This is a genomic window from Exiguobacterium sp. s26, assembly GCF_018618235.1.
Classification (GTDB): Bacteria; Bacillota; Bacilli; order Exiguobacteriales; family Exiguobacteriaceae; genus Exiguobacterium; species Exiguobacterium chiriqhucha.
In genome coordinates this window covers 54,914-79,335 of the sequence record NZ_JACSLS010000006.1, presented here as the reverse complement: position 1 = coordinate 79,335, position 24,422 = coordinate 54,914, and the positions used below count along the sequence as shown (strand labels likewise).

The following is a 24,422-nucleotide window of genomic DNA, read 5'->3' as shown; positions in this document are numbered from 1 at the left end:
AGCGGGTTTTCATGCAGAAGGGCCTCCCTACAGAGGTCCTTCTTTTTGGCGTTTTCGTGACAGGTTGTCTGGACCGTTGCGTGTCGTTCCGGCGAGGCGTATCATAATCAGTGCAAGCGCTTTCGTGAGATGGAGTCAACCAATGGGAGGAAACGATATGTATCGATTTATCACTGAATGGATGGACACGAATTTGATGTGGGTGACGGAGCAACCGACATTTGATCTCGCCGTCCAAGCGATTGGACTTGAACTCGAAGGTCGAGGTATCGTCAATGACACGTTCGCGCGCGTCGTGACGGAGCAAGAGCGGACGATCCCGTCGGGCGTTACCGATGTCGCCGTACCGGTCGCTGTCGTCGATGTACCGCTTCACGTCGCAAAACAAGACGGCATCACCTTGTTGCATCTCAATCAACCGTTTGCGATGCAGACGATTGCGGGAGAGAGTATTCGGGCCGAAGCGATTTTCTTCATCACGGCGACGACGGAAGCGAAACAGTCGGCGCTCCATAAGTTGATGGACGACTTGCTCATGGACGATGAGACGTTACAGGCGCTCGTGCACGTACAGAGCCGGACCGGATTGTATCATTTGCAGACGATGGACTTGAAAGCGTTTTCTTATTGAGGCGTTTCATGTACAATGAAGATAACTGAAAAAGAGCGCGGCTGCCGTGCTCTTTTTTACGGCTCAAAAGTGAATAGTCATTCATTTTCAAAGGGGGATTATCATGGCAAACTTAGTCACGGCACTACAAGGCGTGGTGGCCGCGCATCCGAACAAGGCGGCCTACGTGTTTGGGGAAGACACGGTCAGCTACGGACAGTTCTATGGACAAGTCGAGGCGATGGCGGCGACGCTTGAGCAAAAAGGCATCAGTCAAAGCGACCACGTCGCGCTCGTCCTCGGCAACAGCCCCGCGTTCTTGATTTCGTATTTCGCGGTGCTCGCCCGAGGTGGGGTCGTCATTCCGATCAACCCTACATACACACCGGATGAGATGGCCTACATCTTGCTCGATGGCGACGTGAAAGCGATTGTCGCGTTGTCGCCGCTCGTCGCGCAAGCGGAAGCCGCACTCACGAAATTACCGCAACTCCGACTCGTCATCTCGGTCCCGTATGCAGACGTACCGGCGTTGAAGCGGGATGGGGACATCGAGTTCTTACCGTTCAGCGAGGCGTTCGCGACGACGAAAGTTGAAGTGGTCGAAGTCGATGAGGACGAGGTCGCTGTCATCCTGTATACGAGCGGGACGACCGGGAAACCGAAAGGCGCCTTGTTGACACATCTCAACTTGTTCTCGAACGCCCATTCGATCGGGGAGTATTTGGAGATCACGCCGGAAGACAAAGCGCTCGCCGCCTTACCGATGTTCCACGTCTTCTGTTTGACGGTCATCGTCAACGCACCGCTCCTGCGCGGGGCGACGATTGTCATCTTGCCAAAATTCTCACCGCAGGACGTGTTCGACCTCGTCCCAAAACATCGCGTCAGCATTTTTGCCGGTGTCCCGACGATGTACAACTTCCTGTTGCAGACGGCGATGAAAGTTCCAGCATACGCTTCGGCGCTCAAGCACGTCCGCGTCTTCGTATCCGGTGGAGCGAGTCTGCCGGTACAGTTGCTCGAATCGTTCGAGCAAAAGTTCGAGTGTAAGATTCTCGAAGGATACGGTCTGTCCGAGGCGTCACCGGTCACGTGTTTCAATCCGCTCCACGGCGAGCGGAAAGCCGGATCGATCGGTCCGTCAATCGTCCACGTCGAGAACAAGGTCGTCGACGAACTCGGCGAAGAGGTCGGGATCGACGAGGTCGGTGAACTGATCGTCCGTGGACCGAACGTGATGAAAGGCTATTATAAACTACCGGAAGAGACGTCGATGACGCTTCGCGACGGGTGGCTCTATACAGGCGACTTGGCGAAACGTGACAAAGACGGTTACTTTTATATCGTCGACCGGAAGAAGGACATGGTCATCGTCGGTGGCTATAACGTCTATCCGCGCGAAGTCGAAGAAGTGCTTTATCAACATCCGGGCATCGTCGAAGCAGCCGTCATCGGGGTACCGGATGCCGAACAAGGGGAAGCGGTCAAAGCGTTCATCGTCACGCGAGACGAACAGGTGACGCTCGACGAGATCCGAGCGTTCGCGGCGACGAAACTGGCGAAGTACAAACAGCCGACGCACATCGAGATCATCGAGGAGCTGCCGCGGAACACGACCGGGAAGATTTTACGGACCGTCTTGAAGAGCGAGCAATTCCAACGCAATTGACGGGAGAGAAGGACGACGAAATCAGTCGTCCTTTTTTTGTTCAAAAGATTTGACACCGTTACCGGGTAGGGGTATATTGGTGGTGAGGTGATAATCATGGAAGAATTCATGCATGACCAACCAATCGTTCCGCGTGAAGACGCAGAACGTGAAGCGCTCAGCAAACGGCTGCGCCGGATCGAAGGACAAGTACGTGGGATTCAAAAGATGGTCGAGAGCGACCGCTACTGCGTCGACATTTTGACCCAGACGTCAGCCATTCAAGCGGCACTCAAACAAGTCGAGATGCAACTGCTCGAACGTCACATGCGTAAATGTTTAGTCCATGCGAGTGAAACGGAAGACATGGACCCGTACATTGACGAATTGATGACAATCGTCAGCCGCATCAAGAAGTAAGGAGGTGTTCCGATGAAAACCGTCGAACTGTCGATTCAAGGGATGACATGCGCCGCATGCTCGGCCCGCATCGAGAAAGTGTTAAATAAAATGGACGGTGTTGAAGCGACCGTCAACTTGCCGCTCGAGACGGCGACGATTCGCGTCGACGACGGCATCACCGAAGACGAACTGATCGCCCGCATCGAAAAAATCGGTTATGGCGCAGAACGAAAGGCGGAACTGACGCCAAAACACGACCTGCGCCCGCTCGAGCGAAAAGTGCTCATCTCGGCGCTGTTGTCGGCACCGCTTCTGCTCGTCATGATTACGCACATCCCAGGTGTGACGTTCCAGGCCGATTGGCTGATGAGCCCGTGGTGGCAATTCGCACTCGCCACGCCGGTCCAGTTTTGGATTGGGGCCCAGTTTTATAAGGGTGCTTATAAGAGTTTGAAGAGCGGCGCGGCCAATATGGACGTGCTCGTGGCGACCGGGACGTCGGCGGCTTATTTTTACTCCGTCTTCGAGATGCTCGCCCATCCGATGCATCCGTCACTTTATTTTGAGACGAGTGCCGTCCTAATCACGCTCGTATTGCTCGGGAAATGGTTAGAGGCCCGAGCGAAAGAGAAAACGACGGACGCGCTCAAATCGCTCCTGTCGTTACAGGCAAAAGAGGCGATTTTACTCGTCGATGGTGTCGAACGCTCGGTCGCGATCGATTTGGTGAAAGCCGGTGACGTCATCGTCGTTCGTCCAGGTGAGAAAGTGCCGGTCGATGGGAAAATCGTCGAAGGAGAGACGGTCATCGATGAGTCGATGCTGACCGGGGAGTCAATCCCATCCGAGAAAACTGTCGGAGCTGACGTCGTCGGCGGAACGATTAACCGTTCACATCGGGTGTTGATGGTCGCCGAACGTGTCGGTAGCGAGACGATGCTCGCTCAAATTGTCCGCGTCGTCGAACAGGCCCAAACGGACAAGGCGCCGATTCAACGGCAGGCCGACCGGATTTCGGGTGTGTTCGTCCCGATCGTCGTCGCCATCAGCGCCTTGACGTTCGCGGTGTGGACACTCGGGTTCAACGATTTAGATATGGCAATTCGGGCCTCGATCGCCGTCCTCGTCATCGCCTGTCCGTGTGCGCTCGGTTTGGCGACCCCGACATCGATTATGGTCGGGACAGGCCGTGCCGCCGAACAAGGCGTCTTATTTAAAGGTGGTGGCCAACTCGAATCGTTGAACGGTGTCGACATCGTTGTCTTCGATAAGACGGGGACACTCACGAAAGGGACGCCGGAAGTGGTGGCGACGTTCGGAGACGCGGCGTTCTTGAAGTTGGCCATCATGGCCGAACGCCAGTCGACACATCCGCTCGCCGAGGCAATCGGTCGTGGTGAAGGAAGCGGCCAGGTTGAACGTGTCGAAGAGTTGGCCGGTCGAGGATTGAAAGCGGTCGTGGATGGGAAACCTCTACGTATCGGTTCGGTCCGCATGATGCAAGAAGCCGGATTCGCCTTACCGGACTGGGACATGCAGGCGATGACGCCTGTCTATGTGGCCGACGAGTCTGGAATCGTCGCGGCGTTCGGTCTACAAGATCAATTGAAAGAGCGGAGCCGTGCCGTCGTGCAACATCTAGCCTTGACGAGACAAGTGTACGTCTTGACCGGTGACCGCAAAGAAGTCGCATTCGATATCGCCCGTCAACTCGGGATTCCCGAAACGAACGTCATCGCCGAGGTGTTACCGGTCGAGAAAGCGGATCACGTCGAAGCGTTGAAGCGCCAAGGACGTGTCGCCATGGTCGGGGACGGCATGAATGATGCGCCGGCTCTCGCCGTCGCGGATGTCGGCATCGCGTTCGGAAGCGGGACGGATGTCGCGTTAGAAGCGGCTGACGTCACAGTGATGGGACAAGACATCGAGGGCGTGAACCGTGCCATCGAAATGAGTTCATTGACGATGCGCAACATTCGGCAAAACCTGTTCTGGGCGCTGGCCTATAACAGTCTGGGCATCCCGATTGCAGCGGCGGGTCTACTCGCCCCTTGGATTGCTGGGGCAGCGATGGCGTTCAGTTCGGTCTCTGTCGTCTTGAATGCGTTACGATTGAAAACACAAGGAGGAAAATCAACATGAATGAAACGACTTTAAAAGTAGAAGGTATGACATGCAACCATTGCAAAGCAGCAGTCGAAGGGGCGCTGACGGAATTAGACGGCGTCGAATCAGCGATCGTCTCGCTCCAGGACCATCGGGTCGATGTCATCCATAACGATAAAATCTCGAAACAAGCGATGATTGAAGCCATCGAAGAACAAGGCTACGACGTCAACGCATGATTCAAAGTTCTCGCCTGACGGCGGGAGCTTTTTTTGTGATGTTCAAGCGAGTCAAAACATGCTATATTATAGGTGATAATGAGAATCGATATCAATGGGGAGGGTGGGGACAAGATGGAACTCGTAATGATTAGCGGCGTACTGGCCTTACTAAGTGGAGGCACAGTATTCCTCGCGCAACAGATGCGCACTCGGCCGACACGGTAAGGAAGGGGAGACCCTTCTTTTTTTGTCGATTCGTTGACGTGTGGCGAGCACATTCAGCGTCCAAGAAACGACCCCATTCCCATCTTTTGTCCATAATTGTTTGATATGATATGTAAAAACGTTGCAGAGGTGACTCGAATGTACACAATTTATTTAGTGGATGACGAAATCAATTTGAACAAAATGCTCGTCACATATTTGGAGCAGGAAGGGTATCTCGTTCGGTCGTTCACGGACGGAATCTCGGCTCAAGCTGCCATCAAGGACGAGCCGGATCTATGGGTGCTCGATATCATGCTTCCAGACTTGGACGGGTTCCAACTGTTGAAACAAATCAAGGCGACGAACGCCTTCACGCCGACGATCTTTATTTCGGCACGTGACGAAGACATCGATAAAATCATCGGGCTCGAGATGGGGTCTGACGATTACATCGCCAAACCGTTCTTGCCCCGCGAGCTTGTCATCCGGGTGAAGAAGTTGATTGACCGGGTATACGGCTCAAAATCGAACGAACATATCGAGTATGGGGAATATACGATTTATCCCGAGAAACGTCTCATCCGACACGAACAGGATGAAATCGATTTGACGTCGAAAGAGTTCGACTTATTGCTCCTCTTCCTCGAACACCCGGGTTCGGCGTTGTCGCGTGAACAGATTCTCGAAGGCGTCTGGGGCCATGACTATTTCGGTTCGGACCGCGTCGTCGATGATTTGGTGCGGCGCCTGCGGAAGAAATTGCATCGCTTGGAGCTCGAGACGCTTTATGGCGTCGGTTATCGACTCGTTAAGCCATGAAGCTCGATCACCTTCAGCCGAAGCGGCTCATGTGGAAAATCTGGGTGTTGATTCTCCTCATCATCGTGACGCTCGCCTTGATGATTTTATTGACGATTCGTTCCTCAATCACGCAGTTTATCGATGAACAAGTGTATGAGACGTTACAAGATGTCGATTATTACCTGGGTAATACGAACGAGTTGGAAAATATCCCGCAAAATCCGATTGAATATGACCGTCGCCAACAAGAGTCCCGTTCGGTCAACCAGCTCATCTTTCTGCCGAACGGACGAATCATTTATGGGTCGGCCCCACTCGAACTGACGAACCGGATGTATCAAGAGGCGATCGAACAGACGAGCGAGGTCGCTAAATATCAGACGACGATTGACGGAGAGGATGTCTACTATATCATCCGTCAAAACGAATACGACGGGGAGCTCATCTATCAGGCATCTTATGCGTGGGACGCCTATCGCCGTGAGCTCGTCTCGACGCTCTACTGGCGCATCTCGATTTTAATCGGGGTCATCAGCTTGCTGTCGTTGATTCCAGCCTTATGGATGTCGCGTGAGCTGACGAAGCCGATCGTCGAGATGGAACGGGCGGTCGAAAAAATCTCGAACCGTCAATGGGAGACGGTGCTCCCGCTCGCCCGTCAAGACGAGCTCGGCCAATTGGCCCGCTCGATTGACGCGATGCGGCAAGAGTTGCAAGAGCAGGACGTGGCCCAACAGGCGTTGCTTCAAAACATCTCCCACGACTTGAAGACGCCGATCATGGTCATCCGTGGTTACGCCCAATCAATCGGGGACGGCATCTATCCGACCGGAGACTTGAAAGGGTCGGCCGAAGTCATTGATGAAGAGGCATCGCGTCTCGAGAAGAAAGTCGTCGATTTGTTGTACGTCACCAAGCTGGAATATTTCAAAGGCCAAGAGATGCGACTTGAACCAATCAATCTCGATAAATTGGTGGAGCTGCTCGTCAGCCGGTTCAAATTGCGTGGCAACTTGGACTGGACGGTCGAAGGGCATGCCGGTGAGATGCTCGGTGATGGGGAACAGATTCGCGTCGCGTTCGAGAACGTGCTCGATAACGCCTTGCGCTACGCCGAATCGAGGATTCATATCCGTCTGTCTCACACTGAGGCAGGCGTCGAGATTACGATTGAGAACGATGGTCCACTGGTCGATGAGAACCTCGATTTGTTCCATCAATTCTCACGCGGAAAACAAGGAAAGTTTGGGCTCGGTCTCTTCATCGTTCAACGGATTGTGACGCTCCATGAGGGGACGGTCGCCTTGGGAAATACGAGTGACGGAGTTGCTGTACATTTTCACTTTCCGCCATCGAATTCGAATCCAAAACTAAAGTTAGATCATCGAAATTAAAAAATCAGCCACTCGTTGGCTGATTTTTTTAGTTGGAAATGTTTGAGCTCGATTTGTGGAAACGGTGACTCCTTGGTATGAATGAGAGGTAAGGCAATACATCCATGATGGAGGCAGATCAGATGACTCAGTTGACGAATGAAACAAGAGCTTTGATTCCGGTGTTTAATGAGTACGGGGAGGCGGAGACGCTCGTCTATCAATCCGATGGTGTCCGACGCTTGAAAGGCTCACCCCTTCACTTACTCGAATCCGCCTGTCTGTATTACGGTTCAAGTATCCAAGGACGGATTGAAGCGGCCCGTGACGTACTCGGACCGCACCGGAAAACGCCCGTCATCATGGATTGGCATGCAGATGCCGTATTTTTCCCGACCATTGCCAAAGAAAGCCCCGACTGTGCCTGGATCAACTTCTCTCAAGTCTATGATGCGGAGAAGAGCGGAAAAGGGAGCCGAATTATCTTTCATTCAGGTGAATCGGTCGAAGTGCCGGTGTCGAATCATACCGTCTATAAGCAGAAGCAGCGTTCCATCGAGTTATCGTATTCGTTTCAAAAACGCTTTCACTGAAACACATTCAATCAGGTTTAAAGATTGAAATCGATGACGAACCCCTCTATGATGAAGAAGAATAGTTCATATGTGTATTTGCACATCATCTGAAAGTGAGGGGTCAACATGTTTTTTCAAAAAATGATTGAACGAGGAAAACTGGTCATCGTGTTTTTACTCGTCGCAGTCGTTGTCGGGGTGCTCACGTTCTTCCAACTTCCGAAGCGTGAAATTCCGGAGACGAGTGTCAATATCGTCTTGATTCAGACGCCATATCCAGGCGCGACCGCAGAGACGGTCGAACGGAACGTCACGAATATTTTGGAGACTGAATTGAGAGGACTCGAAGGAATCGAGAATGTGTCATCATTATCCGCATCCGAGTTCTCAAACATCACAGTCGAGTATGAAGACGGCTTCGACCGAAGTGAGCTCCAGGCGAACGTGCGCCAAGCCATCTCGGATGCCGCACCGCGCTTGCCTGAGAATGCGCTGGCACCGACCGTCAATGATTCGATCGGACAATTGCCGGTCGCTTCATATTTGTTGACTTCGGACGACCGCGAAACGTTGCAAGCGGCTCGAGAAGATGTCGAGCGGTTGGAGGAACGATTGTTACGGACCGAAGGCGTGACCGGTGTGACAATCAAAGGATTGCCAGAAACCGAATTCGTCGTCTCGCTCGACTCGGCCGAACTCGGGGAGCGTCAACTCGCCTTCCCGGACGTTTTGACGGCCATCAATGAAGAATATAAGACGACACCGCTCGGACGCCAGTCGACGGAAGAGGGCATCTATCAGTTGGCGATCGACAGTTTGACGAACGTCAATGATATGGGCCAAGTCGTCGTCGGATCGGTAGACGGGACGCCCGTTCTACTCGAAGACGTCGGTACGGTCGAAGAGACGGAAAAAGCGGTCACCGACCTCGTCTCGCTCGATGGGATGCCCGCCATTTCCTTGACGGTCACAATCGAGTCGGGACAAGATATCCCGACGCTGCAAGAACGCGTCGATGAAGTCGTCGCCGCAGAAGTCGGAGACGTCTCTGGCGTCGAGCTCGTCCCTTATTACGAGCAGGCCAAAGCGGTCGACGCGATCTTCTCGTCGTTGACAAAAGAGTTCATCGTCGCCATGATTGCCGTCATCGTCGTCACGACGATTGGATTGACGGTATCAGGATCCATCATCGTCAGCTTGGCGATTCCATTATCGTTCTTGCTCGCGTTAATCCCGCTTCGCTTCACGGGGGTCGACTTGAACCAAATCTCCATCATCGGTGCCATCATCGCCCTCGGGATTCTCGTCGATGACGCCATCGTCGTCAACGACAACATCCTGCGTCGTTACCGGAAAGGGGATACGGCGATGGGAGGTGCCGTACGCGGGACGAAAGAAGTGTGGGGCTCGATCGTCACTTCGACGCTCGCCGTCGTCTTCGCTTTCTTGCCATTGACCCTCTTGTCAGGTGCGAACGGGAACTTTATCCGCGCCTTGCCGACCGTATTGGCGTTATCGGTGCTCGCTTCGATGGTCATCAGTTTGACTCTCGTCCCGATTGCCCAATACTGGTTGAACCGGAAACAAGTCAAAGTCTCGAAACGAGAGCCGGGTTGGTTAGGGAAACCACTCAACCGTCTCAGTAATTTCTATGCGGACACGTTGTTGCCAAAAGTTGCGAAGCGTCCATGGACGTTCGGACTCGTCGGTTTCGTCATCACGACCGCCTTGTACGGATTGATTCTATTGACACCATTCGAATTTTTCCCGGCCGCGAACCGACCAGAAGTCGTGACGAGCGTCACATTACCGGTCCAGACCGACTTGGAAGAGACGGAACGGAGACTTCAAGCCATCGAGGAAGAGTTCCAAAGCATCGATGGCGTCACCGAGACGTCCATCTTTGCCGGGGGCGGGTTACCGAGCCTGTTCACGGGTGGTCTCGACCAAACAGGTGACAACACCGGCCAAATCGTCGTCCGTGTCGATAACGAGACAATCGATGCGATTCAATTGATTGATGAGTATACGACACAAATCCGGGAAAACAACCCGGACGCTGAAATCTTCTTGGATACGCAACAACAAGGACCGCCGACTTCGGCACCTGTCGAGTTCACGATGCGCGGCGAGACAATCGACGAGCTCGTGGCGGCACGGGATACCGTGAAAGCAGACCTCGAAGAGATTGACGGCGCACTCGTCCTCGATAACATTAAAGAGCCGTTCCAAACACTCACGTATGAGCTCAACCGTGACGCGATGGCGGCCGCTGGCGTGACCGCGAAAGCGATCAGTGACCAGATTCGCCTCGTCACGGACGGGATTCCGATCGGAACGTTCGATGATGGTGTCGAACAGCGCGATGTGAAAATTGTCGTCGATGCGGAAGCAAACCGTGAGGCGCTCGCTTTAGACGATATTCTCGTCCCAGTCGAAACGGAAGCCGGCCCACCGGTCGCACCGCTCAGCACGTTCGTCACCGAAACGACGACGGAACAGATTCAACAGATTCCGCGTGAAAACGGAGAACGGACCGTGACGCTCCAAATCTTTGCGAGCGAAGGTATGGACGAGGAAGCGTTCAAACAAGACGTCGACCGCGTGCTCGCCGATGCGAAGTCTGCATTGACCGATGACGGGATCGCGTTTGATCAATCGGGGGCAAGTGACACACAAAACGAGTTCTTCCTTGAACTCGCCACGTTGTTCGTCGTCGTCTTGTTCTTAATCTTCTTGATTATCGCATTCCAGTTCAATTCATTGTCACTACCGATGCTCGTCCTGTTCACGATTTACTTGGCGATTGCCGGAGCTGTCGTCGGACTGTTCATCACACAGACGCCATTTAGCTTCATGGCTTCGATGGGGATTGTCTCGCTCGCCGGAATCGTCGTTCGGAACGCCGTCGTCTTGTTCGAGTTCATCGAGCAAGGGATTCGGGACGGCATGGCTGTCACGACCGCTGTCTATGAGGCAGGGCGGGCCCGGATTCGTCCGATCCTGTTGACGGCCTTGACCGCCGTCGTCGCCCTCTTGCCGGTCGCGTTCGGACAAGACCCACTCTTCAAACCACTTGCCATCTGTATCGTGTCAGGGATTCTGTTCTCGACGGTACTGACGCTCGTGCTCGTCCCGGCCTACTACTTGATTTTGGCGAAACGTCGCCACCGGGATAAACCGTTCACAGAGTAATTGCATGACGACAAAGGATGGCCCGAGGTGGGCCATCCTTTGTTCGTTTACGTCGGGAGACGTATGTTTTTGTGAGATGCTCTATGGGTATAATAAGAGAAGGACTTCACAATATTGGAGGGAATCAACGATGAATGATTCATACACATGGTTAAACCGCCGGACGATTCGCCCGGCTTACAGTGCGACAGGGGGCCGGGCGTGGACGAGCGAACGCGTCGTCCGTCCGGATGCAGCGCGGGGGAAGACGGTTCGCGGTGTCAAACGCGTCCGTCGTCCGTATACGGATGAGCATGGAAATCGCCGTTATACGACGGGGCGTGTCGTCATCACCGACGCGGCTCGCAAAGCGCGGGCCAACGGTCATGGTGAGTCGGCCGTCCAACTCGAGTTGTCGGTGCCGACACCGTACGAGCGGGTCAAAGAGATGATTCCGACGAAGAAAATCCTCGTGCCTGCCATGGCCGGGATTGCCGTCGCTGGTGGGATTGCGGGAGTCATTTATGCACTCCGCAAGAAAAAGCGGAACAAAGGAAAATAAAAAAATCGCCCAACTCGGGCGATTTTTTTATTTGAGACGATCCGCAAGAATCCGTTCGAGCTGTTGCTCGCCGAGTTCGCGCATCTCTGCTTCATTCTCTTCATCGTATGCCTCGTCAGTGAAACGTCCGACGAATTCGACTTTCCCGTTGCCGAGTTCACGGAAGACGAGGTTTTTGCGGTCCTGATAAAAGACGACGCGGTACTCTCGTCCGTTCTCGTGCATATAGTTGAACACACCTTTAATGTGGTCCATGTTCTTTTCTTCGGGTTGGTCTTCTTCCTCTTCGTCCTCTTCGAGGGCGTCGGCGAGGACTGCCGTCGGTTCTACTTCTTCCGTTTCTTCTTCAGACGAAACGGCCTCTTTCTTTTCTTCTTCTGTCATGAAAAACGACCTCCTTTACTTACTTTCTTATCATACCCGCTTTTCGAAAGGCTGACTACTCAAAATGGTGCGAGCAGACGCGGACGACGTTCGAGGATGACATGATCAAGCGATGGAACAGCTGTTGTTTGATCGACTCGGGCGCATCGACCGTTTTGAGCGCTTGCTCCATGCAGCCGAGCCAATGTCCGGCATGAGTCTCAGAGATGGGGTGGTCACGATGGATCATCGCCAAGTTACCGCCACCACGACGTTCTGTATACAATTTCGGTCCCCCGAGCAACTGTGTTAAAAATTCGAATTGATGCGCTTTGACCCGCTCTTTGTCGTCCGGAAACAACGGCAACAAGACCGGGTCGGCGTAGACGAGATCATAAAAGGCGTCTACGAGCTGTTGGACTCCACGCTCGCCGCCGAATTGTTCATATGCACTCATGTTCATTTCCCCCTCATACGTCCAGTCTAATCGATTTTTGCTGAAATTGGGAAGGATGCGGGCTGGCCAATTTTCTTGCCGGGGTCTCGAAGGATTTCCCTCTACAAACTGCGCGGAATGGGTCATAATAAAGAAAAAAGGGAAGGGGTGTTCGCCTAAATGACGGTCACTTTTCACGTCGGGCGTTCCGGGAGCGGAAAAAGCGAATGGATGACGAAACAAGTCATCGAAGAGCTGAAGCGTGACCCGAGCGGACCGACCATCTATATGCTCGTCCCAGATCAAATGTCGTTTGAAATGGAACGGAAGATGGCGATGACCGACGGCTTGAACGGGTCGACCCGGATTCAAGTCTTATCGATGCGCCGTCTCGCCTTTTTGATGATGCGCGACCGTGGCGTCGCGACCGAACAGTTTTTGGACCAGACGGGGACACATTTGCTGTTGCGCCGTGTCGTCGAGATGAACGAGGAACGCTTGACCTTGTTCCGCCGGACGATGAATCAGTTCGGTTTCTATGAGGAATTGAATGCGTTGATCACGCTCCTCAAACGAGGACTCGTCGATCCGGAGCAGTTGCTCCGCTTGAGCGAACAAGACCAACACCGGTCGCTGAAACTGCAGGACCTGTCCATCCTGTATGAAGGTTTCTTGACGATGACAGCGGGGAAATCGCTGCACGCCGAAGATTACTTTAACGTGCTGCTGCAACTGTTACCGGACATCGACTTGACCGGGACCCGGTTTTACGTCGATGGGTTCAATGAATTTTCCGAGCAGGAGCTGGCGGTGCTGGTCGCTTTGGCGGAGAAGGCGCCGCTCGATGTCCTGTTGACGATCGACCCGGATTCGCTCTACCGGCCCCATCCGTCGTTCGGACCGACACAGCGTACGCTCATGCGCTTCAAAGAGCTGTTATCCGAACGGGGTATCTCGTCGAGTGACACGCCTCATACGGGTGCGCCTCGCTTCCAACATCCGAGCTTGGCCTATCTCGAGGCCACGTTTGGGCAAGTGACGGCAGCCCCGTATACCCGTCCCGATTCGAACGTCGTGTTACACGCGGCCGTCGACCGGTCGGTGGAAGTCGAGGCCGCCGTCCGTGAAGTCGTGCGTCTCGTTCGTGAGGAAGGCTTCCGTTACCGCGATATCGCGTTCGTGTCCCGTTCGCTTGAAGCGTACGGCGATTTGGCGACGCAGGCGCTACAAAAAATGAACTTGCCGTTCTTCCTCGATGAGCGACAACCGATGCTCGATCATCCGGTCGTCGAATTACTGAAGGCGACGATTGAAGTCGCACTCCGTGGATACCGGGAAGAGCCGGTGTTTCGCGCACTGAAGACGGAATTGATTCTGCTCGATGAGGAGCATCGACGCACATCGGTCGACCGGCTCGAGGCGTTCGTAATTGAACGGGGGATTAAACATTACCATTGGCATGACGCGTGGTACTTGAAACGTCGTGCCGAGGAAGAGGCACGGTTGACCGGGGAAGAACTCGACGTAGAGACGGCGCTCAATCGCTATCGGCAAACCGTCGTCGACACGTTCGACCCGTTGTTGGATGACTTGAAGGCAGCGAAGACGATGCAGGCTTACACGCATGCCATCTACGCATTCTTGGAACGAGTCGGCGTGGCGTCCTGTCTTGCCCATTGGCGAGATGAGGCGCTCGAAGAGGCACGCTTGCTCGAGGCGCGCGAACATACGCAAGTATGGGACGCGGTGTTGCACTTGCTCGAACAGCTAGAGGCGGCCGCACCGGACGAGACGCTCTCGACCGAGCTGTTCCTCCAAATGATGGACACCGGGCTCGATAGTCTGCGCTATGCGCTCGTCCCGCCTTCTTTGGATCAATTGACGGTCACCGATTATGTTCGGGGCCGGTTGCTTGATAAGAAAGTCGTCTTCCTGCTCGGAGCGAACGAAGATCAAATCCCGCTCGTCTCGACCCAGTCGAAACTATTGACCGACCAGGACCTCGACTTCATGCACGAGAACGGCGTCCGGGCTGGGAAAGCGACCGAGCACTTGTTTGACGATGAGACGTACTATTTGTATAAGGCGCTCACTGCACCGAGTCATCGGCTGTTCGTCAGCTACGCCCTCGTCGACCGCGCCGGCAAGGCGATTCAGCCGGCCAGCTTCATCGCGGACCTGAAGGCGCGGCTTGGCGGTGGCAAGGTCGTGACGACCCACTTCGCAGAAGCCGGGGAACATCGCCCGAGCGACCAGTTGTCGTTCATCACGAACGTGAATCAGACGGCAGCGGTCACGGCGCTGGAATTACAGCGGCTCAGTCGCCACTACCCGATTCAAGACACGTGGTTCACGGTATATAACGAGCTGTTGAAACATCCGGAAGGCCGCGAGCGGATCCGGTTATTGACGAGCGCGCTCTTCTATCAAAACGTGCCCAAGCCGTTACCGGAAGACGTCGCCAAGTCGCTGTACACGAACTCGATTCGGGCGAGCGTCTCGCGGCTGGAGACGTTCCAAGCCTGTCCGTACCGTCACTTCGCCAGTTACGGCCTTCGTTTAAAAGAGCGCCGTTTGTATCGCTTAGAGGCGCCGGATATCGGCAACTTGTATCATCGCACCATCGAGCACATGTCGCAGACCGTGCAGATGGAAGGGAAAGAATGGCGTGATGTGAGCCGGGAGGAATGTTCTTCTCTCGCTGAGGCGGCCGTCGAGCTCGTCACACCAGAGATTCAAAACGCGATTTTGATGAGTTCGAACCGGTATGGCTATTTGAAGAAGAAATTGACCGACGTCGTCAGCAAGACGGCCGAAGTGTTAATCGAGCAGTCGAAACGAGACGGGTTCGATCCGGTCGCCTTTGAGCTCGCTTTCGGCAGCGGCAATTTCCCGCCGGTATCGTTCACGCTCAGTAACGGGGCGACGTGCGAACTCGTCGGTCGGATTGACCGGGTCGATACGGCTTCGATTCACGACCAATTGTACGTTCGGATCGTCGATTACAAGTCGAGTAAACGAGAGATCGACTTCGCCGAGATTTATTACGGGCTCGCGATGCAGATGCTCATCTATTTGAAAGTGTTGATTGAGCAGGCGAACGCCTGGACGCAAGAGAACGTCGCCCCAGCGGCCGCGCTCTATTTCCACGTCCATCGCCCGCTCGTCGCTCCGGCCGAGACGGATACCGACACCGAACGCAAGGTGCTCGAGTCGTATCAGATGCAAGGGTTGCTCGTCGATGATCCGGCCATTTTAGAGATGATGGACCGGACGGCGAAACTCGACCAGAAAAAATCAATCGTCATCCCGGTCAAGTACAAGAAAGACGGGACGCTCGATGCGAACACGACGAAAAAAGTCGTCTCGCCACCGCAACTCGAACAGTTGATGGACCATGCCATCGATTTGGCCCAATCGAGCGCCGAGGCGATGTATGACGGTGAAATCGGGGTCGAACCGTATGAGTATAAAGAACGCCGGCCATGCCAGACGTGCCCGTTCCAAAGTGTCTGTCACTTTGATGAGGCGTTGTCCAACGAGGCACGGCAATTGAAAAAGCTAGAAAAAGATGACGTCTTGTCAAGATTAGGAGGTGACGTCGATGCAGTGGACGAATGACCAACAAGCGGCCATTGATGCCAGAGGATCGCACGTGCTCGTCTCGGCGGCAGCCGGTTCCGGCAAGACGGCAGTCCTCGTGGAACGACTTGCGAGCCGTCTCTTGGATGAGAAGGACGAACTGACGGCCGACCGCATGCTCGTGGTCACATTCACGAATGCGGCCGCGGCCGAGATGAAGCGGCGAATCGCCAAAGCGCTCGATCAAGCGCTTCGTGACGACCCGGAGAACGCATATATTCGCAAACAACGCCAAATGCTCAACCGAGCACTCATCACGACGATTCACTCGTTCTGTCTCGAGGTGATTCGAGAGAATTACTATTTGCTCGACCTCGACCCGGCGTTCAAAATCGCTGAAGAGCGTGATTTGGTGCTCTTGCAGGACGATGTGCTCGAAGACGTGCTCGAAGACGCCTATGGCGAACAAGACCAAGCGTTCTTCGCCTTGATTGACGCCTATACGTCCGACCGCGGGGACAGTGAGATTGAGGAGTTGATTCTCGGACTTTATCACTATGCGCGAACACTGCCTGACCCGGAAGCCTATCTGGATGAGCTCGTCTCGTTGTATCAATTTGACGGGGACCCGGACGATGAGCAATTGCTGATCGAATTCGGTCACCTGCTTTGGGTAGACATCGAGAAAGCGTTGCGTCAACTTCGTCGCGTCGCCATCGAGCTTCGGCTCGCTGGTTATGAGGCGCAATCCGAGAACGTGCAACAGGCGATTTTGCCGTTCGCGAACCTTGATCCGGACTCGTTCAAGTGGAGCGAGCTCGAGACGGCTTCCCGCGCCGTCAAATTCGGGACGATGAAATCCGTCCAAAAGAAAGACGAACATCATGTCTACCACACGGTGTTGAAACCGGCCTACGACCAGGCGAAGAAGAAGTTGAGCGAAGCGACCGCACAGGCCGGCACGAGCGGAGCGGACTATTTAGAGGTCTTGATGACGCAACGTCCGCTCGTCGAGACGCTCGTCAAGACCGTCCGGACGTTCGGTGCTGCCTATGAGCAGGCGAAGCGGGAACGCGCTTTCGTCGATTTCAGCGACCTTGAACATTATGCGCTCGCGATTTTGCGCGACGGGGACGGACCGTCCTCGGTCGCATCGCTCTATAAACAGCGCTTCGCCGAAGTGTTGATCGATGAGTATCAAGATACGAACGAGATCCAAGAAACGATTATCGGACTCGTCAGCCACGAAGCCGAACACGTCGGCAACTTGTTCATGGTCGGCGATATCAAACAATCGATTTATCGGTTCCGCCATGCCGAGCCGCGTCTGTTCATCGAAAAGGCGACCCGGTTCAAACAAGGTGGTTCGGGACAACGGATCGACCTGTCCCAAAACTTCAGGAGCCGGGCCGAAGTGCTCCATGGCATCAACGACTTGTTCGTCCGGTTGATGGACGAGGAAGTAAGTGAGATCGAATACGATGAGGCGGCCCGACTCGTGCCAGGCCGGGCGTATGAGGAGCTCGAGGCGAGACCTGAGCTGATTCTCGTCAATGGTGAGAGTCGTGATCTCTCGAAACAAGAGCTCGAAGGACGCGCCATCGCGACCCGGATTTTAGAACTTGTCTCGGGCGAGGAACCGTTCAAAGTGACCGATGAGGCGACCGGCTTGCTGCGGTCGTGCGAATATCGCGATATCGTCATCTTGGTCCGCTCAAAAAAAGAGCGCGTCGAACAGCTGATGGATATTTTGACACAGTACAACATCCCGGCCTATACCGATTCAGACGGCGGCTATTTCCAGGCGACCGAGATTCGCATGATGCTCGCCGTGTTGAAACTGATTGACAATCCGCTTCAAGACATCCCGCTCGCGGGAGCGCTCCGTTCACCGATGTTCGGCTTCAGTGACCAAGAACTGGCCAAGATTCGTCTTGAATCGGAGGACTCGTTCTTCGAGGCGCTCAAAGCGAAAGCGGACGATGAGGATGACCTCGGTCTGAAGTGCGGCGATGTGCTCGACGCGTTGTCAGCGTGGCGCACGTTCGCACGGAACCATAGCTTGTCGGAGCTGATTCAACAAGTGTTCAACGACACCGGCTTCTACGATTTCGCCGGTGGCTTGCCAGGTGGGAAAGGACGCCAAGAAAACTTGAAGGCGCTCTATGATCGGGCCTTGTCCTATGAACGGAGCGGATACCGCGGTTTGTATCGCTTCCTCCGCGTGATGGACCGACTGCAAGATAACGGTGAGGATTTGTCAGAGGCGCGTTCGCTCGGCGAAGAAGAGAACGTCGTCCGAATCATGACGGTCCATAAGTCGAAAGGACTGGAATTCCCGGTCACGATCGTCGCCCAGCTTGGAAAGCAGTTCAATAAACGCGACCAAATGCAGCGCGTCATCTTCCATAAACGGTATGGCATCTCGCTCGACGCCATCGATGTCGTCACCCGGACGAAGACGGAGACGTTCGTCAAAGAGATGATTCGCCGCGATCTCGATGCCACGATGAAAGCCGAAGAGATGCGCGTCCTGTATGTCGCCCTCACCCGTGCCAAAGAGAAATTGATTTTGGTCGGGACGATTAAAGAACCGGGGAAACAGATTCAGCAGTGGCTGCACGTCGAGCAGACCGGGACGACGTTATCGGCCGAGTCGCGTCGTGACGCGAAGACGTATCTCGATTGGGTCGCTCCGGCACTCCTGAAACTTGAAGGGGCTGCCTCGTTCTTAGAACAACAGGGCTTGCCGGTTATCGCTCCGCAACAAGAAGCGACACCGTGGACGTATCGCATCATCGGTGAGGAAGATTTGGCAGAAGTCGCCACGCTCCAAGAGATGATGGCGCAGCTCCATCACGTCAAACAGTTCGAGGCGATCGATTTTCCGGTGAAAGACGAAGCGAACGTCAGTGAGTTCGTCCACAAGGCGTTCGCCTACGCCTATCCGGCACAGGCTGCGACGGAGACAGCGGCCAAACAAACGGTGACCGAATTGAAGCGGGCGCTCCAGCTTGAACAGGCGGCGTTCGAAGAGACGTACCGGGCGACGGACACCCCGTATCGAGAACCAAAATGGAAGCAATCTCCGCAGACAGGAGCCGAACGGGGGACAACGCTACATCTCGTCTTCCAATTGATCGACCCGTCCGAGCCGCTCGATGTCCAAATCGACCGCTGGGAAGCGGAAAGCATGCTCAGCCCGGTCGAGGCCGAAACGGCACGGCTTGCGAGTCCTGAAATCGAGGCGTTCTTTGCCTCGGAAACGGGACGCGCGTTGACAGCAGCGCTTCAAACTGGGACAGGTTGGCGTGAGCTACCATTCACGTACACGGTCCCGGCCGAGCGAGTCAATCCAACGGGGACGTTCACCGACGAGCACGTGCTGATCCAAGGGATTATCGATTGTCTGTTTTATGACGGAGAGACGTATGTACTTCTCGATTATAAATCGGACTCTGTGCTTTTCTCGAGCGGTTCCCGTGACGCGGCAAAACAAATGTTACGTGACCGCTATCACGTCCAACTCTCGCTTTATCGTGAGGCGATTGAGGCGATTTGGGGAATCACGGTCGGGCAGATGCTCATTTATTCGCTCGAATTGCAGGAAATTGTTGTATTATAATGTAGACGTTGTGAAGAAAAAGGGGTACGGTTATACACCGTACACCCTTATTTTTTGTGATTACGAACTGAATCCGTTAAAATAATGAAATGGGATAAAAAATGGAGGAATCGTCATGGTAAAAATTTTACTAGCAGAAGATGAAGAAGTATTACGCATGCTTGTTTTAGATACATTAGAAGATGAAGGATATGACATTGATGAAGCGCCAGACGGCCTTGAAGCCTATCGGCTAATCGAACAGAACGAGTACGACCTCGTGATTGTCGACCATATGATGCCAGGCATGACCGGTCTTGAGGTCATTGAGAAAGTACGAAAACTGCCAGGACGTCAACATACGAAAGTGATGATGCTCACGGCGAAGAGCCAACAATCTGATCGTGATTGCGCGAATGAGATTGGCGTCGACTACTTTATTTCGAAGCCGTTCAGTCCACTTGAATTGGTGAAGATTATAGGAGGCATCGTGAATTGAACAGATGGTTTAAACAAAAACTCGGTCGCGACCTCATGGTCGCCCTCTACTCGTTCCTCGCGCTCGCGCTCGTCGGCTCGATTTTTATGTATTTGCACATGCAAGAGCGTGTTGCGGCGAACGAACAACGGCTACAAGATGTCGATCAACGCATCGACCGTTTGAACACGCTGTGGGACGACTGGCAAGGGGTCCAATATGAGGCCCGAGGTTATCTCGTCTTCGGTGACACCGAAGCGCTCGATCGCGCCAAAGCGAAAGAGAATGAGTTCCAACAAGAAATCAACTGGTTCAAGAGTGTCGTTCAGACGAAACAAGGTGAGATTTTTGCGGAAGACTTGCAAGAGTTCCACGATTTCTATTTTGGCGTCATCCTTCCGGTGACGACGGAATATGGACAGTTGCGTGCTGACGGTGAAATCACCGAGACGACGATCGACCCGGAGACCGTATTAGGCTTACCGACCGCCCAGCGCTTGATTGAGCAGGGCGTCGTCCCATACAGCCCAGAGCGCGGGATTGATACGCTCGGACCGATTCAACAGATTGAGACATCATTGTCAGATTATAAATCTTTGATGAATAGCGAGAAACAAAAAGTGTACGATGCTTGGAAATTGAATAACGATATTCTTCAATTCCTCTGGATTGCGAGCATTTTATCGTTCGCGGCATTGATTTTACTGTTCATCCAACCGTTCTTGCGTCGTCAAACGCGTTTGATTTCGCGTCTCTCAATCGCTTCGGACCGTCTGCTCAAGGGCGAGATCGTCGATTTGAGCGATCAGATGGGACGCGAAGATGAGATTGGGACGATGTCACGGTCGTTCCATAAGATGGCCGAGACGCTTCGTGACAATGAACGTCACTTGATTGAGAAAAACCATGAGTTACAGGCGCAACAAGAAGAATTGATTGCACAACAAGAGGAGCTTCAAGCCCAGCAGCAAGAGCTCGAGGAAATCTTGGAGCAGACGCAACAGAACGAGCAACACTTGGCTTATCGTAACGAATTGACCGAGACGCTCGCGGCCCGCGATTCGCTCACGGCCTATCCAGAAATTATCGAGAAGCTCGTCGCCATCACCGACTCAGAAGTCGGCGCGCTCGTCTTCGTCGATGCGACAGGTTCATTCTCGATCACGAGCCATGGCTTGAACGAGACGCTCACGCGTCAATTGCTCGATAGCGAGAATTCGGTCTTGACGCGGGCGATGACACTGCGGACGACCGTCCATTCGTCGAAACAAGTCGCGAGCGACCATCCGCTCCCGTATCCATACTATATGTATGAGACGGCCGTGCCGGTCCATGATCCGACGGATGACTCGATTATCGCGTTCATCTATCTCGTTCGTTATAAAGACCGCTTCACGCAGACACAGATGGGCGACATCATGTCGTTCGCCCGTCAGTTGTCGCTCTCACTTCTCCGGATGCGTCTGTTTGAAGAGATGACCCGTGAGAAAGGGAAGACGGAACGGATTCTCGACTCGATTCGCGAGGCGGTCATTTACGTCGAACACTCGACCGATGACGTCTTCGTCAACCGTCCGCTCTATGAGATGTTCCCTGAGCTTGACGAGATCACGTCGAGCGAACTCGCGGAACTATCATGGAACGAATGGCGCGAGACGATTTCAACGACGGTCGATCAAGAAGACGATTTCTTGAAGTATACCGATCGTTTGTTCACGGACGACTTCCCGCATGACAGCGTGAGTTTCTCGATCCGTAAAGGGGAAATGAACCTACAGATGTATGCGGAGCGCATCGTCGTCGGCGGGTTATCGAAAGGAACGTTGCTCGTCTTCCGTGACATCACGAGCGAGACCGAGGCGGAGCGCTTGAAGAGCGAGTTCATCTCGACCATCTCCCATGAATTACGGACCCCGCTCTCTTCGATTTATGGGTTCACCGAGCTCATGGTCAAGAAGCAGTTGCCGAACGAGAAGCAAGCGAAATACTTGCAGACGATTCATGCCGAGACGGAGCGCTTGACGCATCTCGTCAACGACTTCCTTGACGTGCAGCGCATGGAAGCCGGCAGTCAAATGTATGACCGCGAACAGCTCGACGTCGAGCCGGTCATTCGCGATATGATGACGTTCTATGAGGCGTCATCGTTGAAACACCAGTTCGAGCTCGTCACGGCCGATGACCGCCCGTACGAACTGTTCGCCGACTGTCAGAAGTTCAAACAGTTGATGAGTAACTTGCTCTCGAACGCCGTGAAGTATTCGCCGCGTGGCGGGAAAATCACAGTCGAACTGGCCCATCACGACCAATCCATTTCGATTAAAGTGAAAGACCAAGGAATCGGGATTCCGAGCGATGCGCTCGACCGACTCTTCGACAAGTTCTATCGTGTCGACAATTCGGACAGCCGTGAAATCGGCGGTACCGGACTCGGCCTTCCGATCTGTCAGGAAATCGTCCGCGGTCACGCCGGTCAGATTCATGTCGAGTCGGTGCAGCATCAAGGCTCGACGTTCACGGTCGTCATTCCAAGTTATGAATACGCCGTCCGTGAACAAGAAACGACGACAGCTTAATCACGTCAGCAACGCAAGGCGCCTATCGATCATCGATGGGGCGCCTTTTTGGTGGAAGCGAAGATTTTTCAATCACCTGCTTGACCGTAAAGCGAGCGACTCGTGTACAATAGAGATTGTACATAATGGAAAGGGGGACTTTGAATGCCATTGACTGCATTCCTACACACGCACGTCACGAGCTGGATTTTATTACTCGTCTTGTTCGCTGTCGCCTACGTCGGCTATAAGAACGCGAACAAGAGCGGGAAGATTGCCCACATGGTGTTTCGACTCATGTTGCTCGTCGCGTTCGGCACAGGACTTTATTTGTATTTACAATTGAACGGTGGCGGCATGTTCTATCACGTGAAAATCACGGTCGGACTGCTCACGCTCATCTTCGGTGAGATGACGCTCATCCGTGTGAAGAAGAAAAAACCAGCGAACGCGATGTTCGGCGGTTTCGTCGTACTTGCACTCGTGACGATCTTCATCGGCTATGCGTTGCCATACGGACAGTCGTTCTTTAGCAATTTCATTTAAGGTTGATTCCCATTCCGCACATCGGAGTGGGATTTTTTTGTTTGTCCGTAAATTATTAGGGGAAAATAAAAAAATCAGTGATAACGATGATGAGGTGAAATGATGGAACAACAAATGAATGAATGGTCACGCGTCTTGCACGCGCGAAGATGGATGAAACAAACGGAATCGTTCCTGCCGCTTTGGCACGGATATATCGGCTATAAATATGGATTGTTCGATGCACTCCAAGGCGGGGCCAGCTTTGCGGAGATGACGCTTCGCTTGAAGCAACCGTTGACGAAACTCGCGCTGGAGCGTTGGCTTGAAGTGGGGGTCGCCGTTCGTCATTTGAAGAAGAGAGGCTGGCGTTACTTCCCGACACGTAGTTTGAAATATCAATTGTCGCATGAGGATGAGCGCAGTATCGGTTTCATGCTGCAAGAGATGATGGAGCTGCATATCCCGGCGCTCATCGCTTACCCTGACTTTTTAGAGTCGGGCAAACAGAAGACGTTCGATGGGGCGACGCATGGACAGGTCGTTGCACAGACGTCGACGCTCGTCGAGACGGTCGCTTTCCCAGTCGTTCAACAACTGTTGCGTCAGGCCGACGTGAAGACGATGCTCGATATCGGATGCGGGCACGGTGGTTACTTGCGTAAACTGCATGGCCTCGAACCAGAGTGGAAGTTGACCGGGATTGACTTAGAAGAGGACGTCATCGCCGAAGCCCGGGAGCAGGATGAGTCAGGCGATATTCGTTACGAAGTGGCCGATTTCATGGAATGGGATCATGAGGACCGGTTCGATGCCGTCATGATGAATAACATGCTCTATTACTTCTCGCCAGAAAAACGAATCGAATTGCTCGAACGGATGCTCGAGAACCTCGAAGCGTCCGGTGTCGCCGTCCTCGTCACTCCGCTCGCAGAGACGCCGCTCGGCTCTCGGTTTGCCTCGGCGTTCAATGCGTTCATGACCCTCCATGACAACTTGCATCCGTTACCGACAATTCGAGAGTTGCGCCGTCAAATGCAGCAAGTCGGCTTTGAAAATATTCGCTTTATCCCATTCATCCCGGAAGGATCATGGTATATCGTCATTGCCGAACGCGGCAATTGACACATGGCGGACACACGACGAGCCGATTCAAATTTGAACTTGTCTCCAGTCATTTCTATAATGAGATAGAAG

General features: G+C 53.7%; 18 protein-coding genes. 16 read left to right on the top strand and 2 right to left on the bottom strand.

Features of this window, described 5'->3' with window-relative positions; genetic code table 11:
• The first annotated feature begins 157 nt into the window (after positions 1-157).
• The 10 genes from KNP82_RS10925 (at position 158) to KNP82_RS10880 (ending at position 11,682) form a co-directional block, all read left to right on the top strand.
• Positions 158-631 (top strand): PTS sugar transporter subunit IIA, encoded by a 474-nt coding sequence (locus KNP82_RS10925; RefSeq protein ID WP_131472251.1) that lies wholly within the window; start codon positions 158-160, stop codon positions 629-631.
• 103 nt (positions 632-734) lie between these two features.
• Positions 735-2,282: a long-chain-fatty-acid--CoA ligase gene (locus KNP82_RS10920; RefSeq protein WP_214828005.1), complete on the top strand. Its 1,548-nt coding sequence runs from the start codon at positions 735-737 to the stop codon at positions 2,280-2,282.
• A gap of 96 nt (positions 2,283-2,378) precedes the next feature.
• Positions 2,379-2,681 carry a metal-sensitive transcriptional regulator gene (locus KNP82_RS10915; protein WP_021066698.1) on the top strand — a complete coding sequence of 101 codons (303 nt, stop codon included), beginning with the start codon at positions 2,379-2,381 and terminating at the stop codon, positions 2,679-2,681.
• Positions 2,682-2,693: 12 nt separating this feature from the next.
• Complete coding sequence (locus KNP82_RS10910) at positions 2,694-4,805, top strand: heavy metal translocating P-type ATPase (RefSeq protein ID WP_214803350.1); 2,112 nt, start codon at positions 2,694-2,696, stop codon at positions 4,803-4,805.
• Positions 4,802-5,008, top strand: a complete 207-nt coding sequence (gene copZ / locus KNP82_RS10905) for a copper chaperone CopZ (protein ID WP_021066696.1) — start codon at positions 4,802-4,804, stop codon at positions 5,006-5,008. Before KNP82_RS10910 ends, copZ begins: the two co-directional genes overlap by 4 nt.
• Positions 5,009-5,353: 345 nt before the next feature.
• Positions 5,354-6,016: a response regulator transcription factor gene (locus KNP82_RS10900; protein ID WP_214828001.1), complete on the top strand. Its 663-nt coding sequence runs from the start codon at positions 5,354-5,356 to the stop codon at positions 6,014-6,016.
• Positions 6,013-7,392 (top strand): sensor histidine kinase, encoded by a 1,380-nt coding sequence (locus KNP82_RS10895; protein WP_214827998.1) that lies wholly within the window; start codon positions 6,013-6,015, stop codon positions 7,390-7,392. The genes KNP82_RS10900 and KNP82_RS10895 overlap by 4 nt, the downstream gene beginning before the upstream one ends.
• A 122-nt stretch (positions 7,393-7,514) precedes the next feature.
• Positions 7,515-7,964 (top strand): competence protein ComK, encoded by a 450-nt coding sequence (locus KNP82_RS10890; protein ID WP_021066693.1) that lies wholly within the window; start codon positions 7,515-7,517, stop codon positions 7,962-7,964.
• 108 nt (positions 7,965-8,072) lie between these two features.
• The gene (locus tag KNP82_RS10885; protein ID WP_214827995.1) at positions 8,073-11,141 is read left to right on the top strand and encodes an efflux RND transporter permease subunit; all 3,069 of its coding nucleotides are present in this window, start codon (positions 8,073-8,075) and stop codon (positions 11,139-11,141) included.
• Between the two features lie 130 nt (positions 11,142-11,271).
• Positions 11,272-11,682, top strand: a complete 411-nt coding sequence (locus tag KNP82_RS10880) for a hypothetical protein (RefSeq protein WP_021066691.1) — start codon at positions 11,272-11,274, stop codon at positions 11,680-11,682.
• A gap of 27 nt (positions 11,683-11,709) precedes the next feature.
• Here the strand turns inward: KNP82_RS10880 and KNP82_RS10875 are convergent, their stop codons facing one another.
• The gene (locus KNP82_RS10875) at positions 11,710-12,066 is read right to left on the bottom strand and encodes a hypothetical protein (protein WP_021066690.1); all 357 of its coding nucleotides are present in this window, start codon (positions 12,064-12,066) and stop codon (positions 11,710-11,712) included.
• Positions 12,067-12,121: 55 nt separating this feature from the next.
• The gene (locus tag KNP82_RS10870) at positions 12,122-12,502 is read right to left on the bottom strand and encodes a truncated hemoglobin (protein ID WP_021066689.1); all 381 of its coding nucleotides are present in this window, start codon (positions 12,500-12,502) and stop codon (positions 12,122-12,124) included.
• A gap of 159 nt (positions 12,503-12,661) precedes the next feature.
• Between KNP82_RS10870 and addB the strand changes: the two genes are divergently transcribed.
• From addB to KNP82_RS10840, 6 genes are all read left to right on the top strand, one after another.
• Positions 12,662-16,102 carry a helicase-exonuclease AddAB subunit AddB gene (gene addB, locus KNP82_RS10865; RefSeq protein ID WP_214827992.1) on the top strand — a complete coding sequence of 1,147 codons (3,441 nt, stop codon included), beginning with the start codon at positions 12,662-12,664 and terminating at the stop codon, positions 16,100-16,102.
• The gene (gene addA, locus KNP82_RS10860) at positions 16,086-19,688 is read left to right on the top strand and encodes a helicase-exonuclease AddAB subunit AddA (RefSeq protein ID WP_214827989.1); all 3,603 of its coding nucleotides are present in this window, start codon (positions 16,086-16,088) and stop codon (positions 19,686-19,688) included. The genes addB and addA overlap by 17 nt, the downstream gene beginning before the upstream one ends.
• Before the next feature lie 115 nt (positions 19,689-19,803).
• Positions 19,804-20,166 carry a response regulator gene (locus tag KNP82_RS10855; RefSeq protein ID WP_021066686.1) on the top strand — a complete coding sequence of 121 codons (363 nt, stop codon included), beginning with the start codon at positions 19,804-19,806 and terminating at the stop codon, positions 20,164-20,166.
• Complete coding sequence (locus KNP82_RS10850) at positions 20,163-22,721, top strand: HAMP domain-containing sensor histidine kinase (protein ID WP_214827987.1); 2,559 nt, start codon at positions 20,163-20,165, stop codon at positions 22,719-22,721. Before KNP82_RS10855 ends, KNP82_RS10850 begins: the two co-directional genes overlap by 4 nt.
• 144 nt (positions 22,722-22,865) lie before the next feature.
• The gene (locus KNP82_RS10845) at positions 22,866-23,246 is read left to right on the top strand and encodes a YisL family protein (RefSeq protein ID WP_029595956.1); all 381 of its coding nucleotides are present in this window, start codon (positions 22,866-22,868) and stop codon (positions 23,244-23,246) included.
• 102 nt (positions 23,247-23,348) lie between these two features.
• Complete coding sequence (locus tag KNP82_RS10840; protein ID WP_021066683.1) at positions 23,349-24,350, top strand: class I SAM-dependent methyltransferase; 1,002 nt, start codon at positions 23,349-23,351, stop codon at positions 24,348-24,350.
• Positions 24,351-24,422 lie beyond the last annotated feature (72 nt).